Raw genomic sequence first — 6286 nt, 5'->3', positions numbered from 1 at the left:
CAAAGTGATTCAATATGCCAAACAGCATAACGACCAGATGCTGGTATCCGTCAAAACGCTTCACATATGCCTCGCTGCCTTCTGTTTCACGGCTAATCTGCATGATTCTTTCACGGTCAAGCAGATTTAATATCTGACTATACACCGGCTGTCCGGTAAAATTGCTATCTTTGCCCATGTTATTGCTGTTTTGTGGTTAAAACAAAGATAACAAAAAGGGTCGGATTCCATGCGAGGAATACGACCTTATTTTTTTTCACTCTAAAAATGTTTTACCGGACAGCAATAAATTGTGAATTATCCTCGGCTTTCTTCCCCGTACCTTGAACGTACCTTGCCCGAACCTTCCCCGTAGCTACCCCGTTCCTACTCCGAAGCTACCCCATACCTTGCGGCTTGCTTCTTCGGTACTTCTTCGTACCCTGCGGCTTACTTGCGGCTTACCTGCCGCTATATTGAATCTTACTATACCCAACCTTGAAAGTTACTTTGGGGCTCTTTTCTGCATAACGATTCTTTATTTTAATATCGTTGCAGAATTGCTTATGCCGACCCCGCGTATCAATCTCCGCCAAACAGAAAAAGGCGATTTTCTCGCCAATTTCTGCCCGACTAAGATTTTAGGAGTTCTGATAAAAATTAAGATATAATAGTTATTTCTCTAATTAGTTCGCAATTCTCGAAGCCAAAAGGCATGAATCAATTCCCGAACAATCGTCAGACAGTTCCCAGGCCTTCTTGCTTTCGTTCCAACAATACATCTCGCTGTTCTGAAGCGTTGTGCCGTCGCTCTCGGTTGTGTAAGCATACTTGCTTACTGGACAACTCTTTCCGTTGCGCATACATTTCTGCAATTCTATCGTAACGGTGTCTCCGTTGTAAGAATAAAGAAACTTCTTAGACAACTTCCAAACCTTCTTGTACGAATCCCACTCGCTTACTCTCATGGCATCAGTCTTGCCGTCGGCATTATAGCTGTACTCGTATCTGAACTTCGGAGTAAGAAACAAATTACTCTTGATATAGATGTATCTTGTTGAAAGTTTGCCATCAACAACCTCGTCGTTGTGATAGAACTTGTCTAAATCGGAAGCCATAGCACTTGACGTGCAACCAAACACGCAGATAAGCACTACTGCCAAAACCTTCACTCTAAAAATCCTTGTCTTCATAATTGTATTTCGTTTTTTGTTAATAAATCTTTTTTAGATACTCAACTGGTGTATTAGTTAAGTATTACACCGCAAAAGTATATATTATTTTCACATCGCAAAGCAAATTAACATATTTTAACATATAATTTTATAATATTTCTGAATCTAAGCTTTTTATACATATTATATTAAAGATGAATCTTTTAATTAACGTAAATTACTTATTTAAAGAGCATTTACACAACAAACAAATATTTTTACAGAAAGAATTTGGAAGAATAAAATATTATATTTACTTTTGCAGTGTACTACAATAGTATAACACAAAGAAAATAACTCAATACTTAAAAGAAAACATAATGAGAAACGATTTTTTAAGCGTAAACTCGGTGACATACGGTTACAGCAACAAGCAAAACGTATTCGACGATTTCTCCCTGAATTTTGACGAGGGCAACATCATCGGCGTACTCGGCAAGAACGGAACAGGCAAAAGCACCCTGCTTTATCTGCTCTGCGGACTTCTTCATGCCCAGAAAGGCGAAATACTCTTCAAAAACAAGAATGTAAAGGAAAGAAATCCAGAAACGCTTCAGGACATCTTCATAGTGCCCGAAGAATTCAGTATGCCAGACACCACCCTTAGCAAATACATAAAACTCCTCTCTCCATTTTACCCAAACTTTAGTTACGACGACATGAAGAGCACGATGGACAAGTTCGAACTCGACATGAGCCTTAACCTGAAAGAACTTTCGATGGGCATGAAGAAAAAAGTGTTCATGTGCTTCGCGCTTGCCACAAACACCTCTCTCCTACTGATGGACGAACCGACGAACGGACTCGACATTCCGTCGAAAAGCCAGTTTAGAAAGGTAATTGCATCGAGCATGAGCGACAATCGTTCAATAATAATCTCGACACACCAAGTCAAGGACATCGACATTCTGCTCGACAAAGTCGTGATTATCAACAGCAACGAAATCCTACTAAATCAGAGCGTTGCAGACATCACGGAGAAGTTGTACTTTGCCGAGACTGGAATAAACGACGATTTGTCTGACGCCATTTTCACCCAGCCTTCGCTGGCGGGTTACAGCGCGGTGTTCAGAAACCTCGAAAATGCCGAAAGTACAATGAACCTCGAAACGCTGTTCAACGCAACGCTCAGCAAGCGCGACGAGATTAAGAAGATTTTCGAAAAATAAAATCCGAAGCAACATGAACAACGTTTTCAGCATAAAAAGAATCGCAGCACTTCTGAACTACGAATATTCGAACGGCAAGAAGACTCATCTAACGGTTTTCTGCGCGCTGATTGTTTGCTTTCTGCTGTTTTCTTTTTACAACCAGATTTACGATTACAACGACGCCAAGGTCTTTGCCGAAGAGCAGAAATCAATAGTCAGTTTTCTTTTTATCCTGACGATGTGTATTGCCGCGTCAAGGCATTCAAAGACCAAAAACTTGGAATACATTATGCTTCCGGCAAGCAATCTGGAAAAATTCGCCGTACGTTCATTTATATGCACAGTGGTCGTTTTGGCAGAATGTGTATTGGCATACAATGCTTCTGAACTCGTCAGACTTATTATAAACGCTATTTTAGGCTGTCAAAACGAATTTAAATGCAGTTTCACCTTGAATATGTTTCCACCCTTGATTTCGGACGATTTCTTCGCCGGAGTTATTCATGGCCTAAAAGGAGAAAAAATAAATCCAGAGCAATACATGCAGGCAAGCCTGAACAATCAGCAATACACAACAACTTTACTCATGATGTTCTGGGCGCAGTCTTTATATATTCTGTGCTCAAATATATGGCACAAGCACCGGCTTCTTTCGGGAGTCGTGATGAACAATCTGTTCAGTTTCGCTCTGATTTACGTATTTTTCGCCTTCTACTACAAAACAATGATAGACGATTCCGTCGAAATAAAGGTTGAAAAGAGCATCATATTCTGCAACATTGCATTTGCGATGTTCGGAGTATTAAACTGGTTGCTGGCATATTGGTTCTTCAAAAGAAATCAGATTGCCAACCGCAAATTCTCACTTAATTTTTTCAAGAAATGAGGGATTTCAATTATAACAGATTCAGAAACGAACTGAAAGTCGACATTCAGTTCGTTAGAAACAAATTCATCAAGAAAGCAATTGTTATCACCGGATTGATGATTCTGTACAGTTGCATATTTCTGCCAATCGTGATTCTTGCAGACGATGATGAGTCAGACAAGGCATACTTTTATTCAGAAATTCTGAATATGTTCTATTCCATCTCGCTGGGAGTTATGTTTATCTCTTACGCCCTATCGCACATGCAGGAAATGCGCACCAAGGAAGGCAGAATAAATGTACTTATGCGACCGTCTACAACAAAAGAAAAGTTCATAGCCAAGTCGATAATCATTTTGGTTGCACCAATTGTGACATTCGCTCTTGCCGTGATAATCAACGAATCTGTAAAGTTTGTTCTTTCAGATGTACTAAGGAACACAATATATCAATCGTTTTTTTGTTATTCAGAAGACAACATTCACTTTATACAATCGTGCTTCTACGTTACAAAACTCGGACATCCTGTCATTCAGATAATAGCATTCGTTGCAACCATCCTACTCTCTCAAGCATTCTGTCTGTACATGAGCAACAGTCAACAGCGATTCCTCGTTCCGAAAGCACTTATCTGCCTAATTGCGTTTACTGCCATAATTCTTCTGATTCTGCACTTTGTATATCCGAGAACAGAAATCTTTTACGGCACAATATATCTGCTGAAATCAGAAGTTATTATAGACAAGAAAATAATTCTGTTGCTCACATTTGCTTTTGTGGAGATTGGACTCATAATCTTACTATGGCGGAAGAGCTACAAGATTTTCAAGTCAACACAAGTTATGAATCATATCAACAACAAATAATAGTTTGCACATGAATTTCAAAGAAAACAAGCCGATCTATCTTCAAATTGCCGACAGAATAATGGATGAGATTCTGAACAGCACTTATCCTGAAGGCGGACGAATTCCATCGGTAAGAGAATATGCCGCAATGGTTGAGGTCAATGCCAACACTGTTGTAAAGTCATTCGACTTTTTGCAAAATAACGAGATTATATTCAACAAACGCGGACTTGGCTATTTTGTATCCGAAGGAGCCGTACAGAAAATCATATCAAACAGAAAGGATACGTTTCTTAACGATGAACTCCCAGAGATGTTTGTCAAACTAAAGCAACTCGACATCTCAATGAATGAGGTTCAAACCATGTTTAGAGACTGGCTGAAAAAACAGAAAAAACAAAACTAACATTCCCCTTTACTATGACATAACGATATAAAACTAAACAAAAAAGCCGTTTTGGAACAGGATATCTCCATTATCCACATTCCAAAACGGCTTTTATAAGAAACATAAAATCAAGAAACCGGAGAATAAAGTTCATACTCTTCATCCTCCCATACTTTTCTATAGCCACCGATATCTTTCATAAATCTCAATTCTGGACAAGCAGAACATTTTAGAGATTCTTTACTTAACAACACGTCTGGTTTTTCGTGCTTTCTTTTATAAACCTCCATAGCATTTTTATACACACTCGTATTCGTTCCCCATATTTTCGGCCTGTTATTATACAAGGTTTTACCCAATACAACAGAAAGCATTAAATCAGAAATTCTACTAATCATCAAAGACTTACTTTTAAGATAAGGCTTTATTATTTCAGCTTTTCTCATAAACCTATCAGCCTTTAACGAATCCGTCTTTATATACTGAAGTGCATCACATCCAGCAACCTCATATTTTCGCTCACTCCTTGTATTTTTTTCACCAAAAGGAGTGTTATAATCTGTGAAGTAATTTCGAATAACAAATATACACGAAATTAAAACACACGAGCAATATAAAAGTTTACAAGCTCTACCAAATTCACCAATCTTATACAAACAAAAGAATATAAACGGTGATGTGACAGCAGCATAGATGTAAGCCACAGATACTGTAAAATAATAATCAGAACCTAGAGGAACAACATAGATACCCAGTAGCAGAATAAATACCAAACTACGATACTCCTTTGCCCTAAAAATGAAATAAGTCAATACCACAGTACTTATCACTTTATAATAGAAATACACAGAAGTAGTTGGATGCTCCAAAATACGCAATAGCTTAAAAATGAAAAAAACAAAAATTAAAGCCACGGCAATATAATACAACTTTTCATACCTTCGTACCTTACCAAGATAAAATACAAGCACAAAAATCGCCGTTACTTTTATTGATGCAAAGAGGATTGAACGAACAGAGTTAGACACAACCAAAAGCATACGACTCAAATTATGCGTATTTTCCGTATCATGCGATGTATATACCAATCCCATAATACCATTAAGGGCATGCCCACAATCATCATTGACATACAATAAAAGGAAGAATAAAAGTAAAGCCGCTATAAAACCAACAAAAACATACATAATTCTTCTGAATAAAGGCACAGACTTATCACTAACAAAGAATAGATAAGAAAATAAAACTGCATATGCCAAATTTGGAATACGAACAAATATATTTAACCCATAAACAAGACCACTAAGGAACAAATAAAAAGAATTTGATTTCTCAACCCCCTTAACCATAAACAAAAGAGAAAGGATGCACATTGATGCCGAAAAATCATCATAATAAAATTCAAGTGGACGTGAACATAAAATTATTAAAGACAATAGTTCTCCACACAAAATGCATACATTAGGTAATTTTCGTCTTAACAAAAAGAATACGCTGATAAATATTAAAAAGTAATTAAGAATCTGCAATATACGCAATGCTAACAATTTTGCACTAAAGAATTTCAAAAACAAATTACTAACAAAACCTGTCAAATAATAATTAAACATACTACTATTATATTCTATAGCTTCATTGAAATCAACAGAATACAATAAATAATAAGCAGAATCTTCATCGCTTATACCATCAAATATGAAATATGTCTTACACAAAATAGTAAGAACAAGCACAAGAGCAAGGGTTAACAAGTCATTATTATTTATTGAAGTAATTATATTCGAAAACGAGGAATATAGTTTTTTAAGAAAAATCATACTGTTTTATAATGAAAAATG

7 protein-coding genes are annotated in these 6286 nt (G+C 36.9%); 4 read left to right on the top strand and 3 right to left on the bottom strand.

The window, feature by feature from the left end:
• Together T538_RS19145 and T538_RS0111730 are read right to left on the bottom strand one after the other, a co-directional pair.
• The coding region (locus tag T538_RS19145; RefSeq protein ID WP_155993158.1) for a DUF4372 domain-containing protein at positions 1-178 on the bottom strand (178 nt) is incomplete at its 3' end.
• Between the two features lie 487 nt (positions 179-665).
• Complete coding sequence (locus T538_RS0111730) at positions 666-1172, bottom strand: DUF3836 domain-containing protein (RefSeq protein WP_081834976.1); 507 nt, start codon at positions 1170-1172, stop codon at positions 666-668.
• Between the two features lie 341 nt (positions 1173-1513).
• Between T538_RS0111730 and T538_RS0111725 the strand changes: the two genes are divergently transcribed.
• Genes T538_RS0111725 through T538_RS0111710 form a run of 4 tightly spaced genes read left to right on the top strand, consistent with a single transcriptional unit; the run spans position 1514 to position 4466 of the window.
• Positions 1514-2362 carry an ATP-binding cassette domain-containing protein gene (locus T538_RS0111725; protein WP_031533968.1) on the top strand — a complete coding sequence of 283 codons (849 nt, stop codon included), beginning with the start codon at positions 1514-1516 and terminating at the stop codon, positions 2360-2362.
• Positions 2363-2375: 13 nt separating this feature from the next.
• Positions 2376-3230, top strand: coding sequence for a hypothetical protein (locus T538_RS0111720; RefSeq protein WP_031533969.1), 855 nt, complete (start codon positions 2376-2378; stop codon positions 3228-3230).
• Positions 3227-4078, top strand: coding sequence for a hypothetical protein (locus T538_RS0111715; protein WP_031533970.1), 852 nt, complete (start codon positions 3227-3229; stop codon positions 4076-4078). The genes T538_RS0111720 and T538_RS0111715 overlap by 4 nt, the downstream gene beginning before the upstream one ends.
• A gap of 10 nt (positions 4079-4088) precedes the next feature.
• Positions 4089-4466 carry a GntR family transcriptional regulator gene (locus tag T538_RS0111710; protein ID WP_031533971.1) on the top strand — a complete coding sequence of 126 codons (378 nt, stop codon included), beginning with the start codon at positions 4089-4091 and terminating at the stop codon, positions 4464-4466.
• A 110-nt stretch (positions 4467-4576) separates the two neighbouring features.
• On the opposite strand, the gene T538_RS0111705 is transcribed toward T538_RS0111710, so the two are convergent.
• Entirely contained in the window at positions 4577-6265 is a 1689-nt protein-coding gene (locus T538_RS0111705; protein WP_031533972.1) for a glycosyltransferase family 39 protein, read from the bottom strand.
• Positions 6266-6286 lie beyond the last annotated feature (21 nt).

This window comes from Bacteroides sp. Ga6A2 (genome assembly GCF_000702225.1).
Classification (GTDB): domain Bacteria; phylum Bacteroidota; class Bacteroidia; order Bacteroidales; family Bacteroidaceae; genus Ga6A1.
The sequence above is the reverse complement of the archived record's forward strand: the minus strand, read 5'-3'. Positions and strand labels throughout refer to the sequence as shown.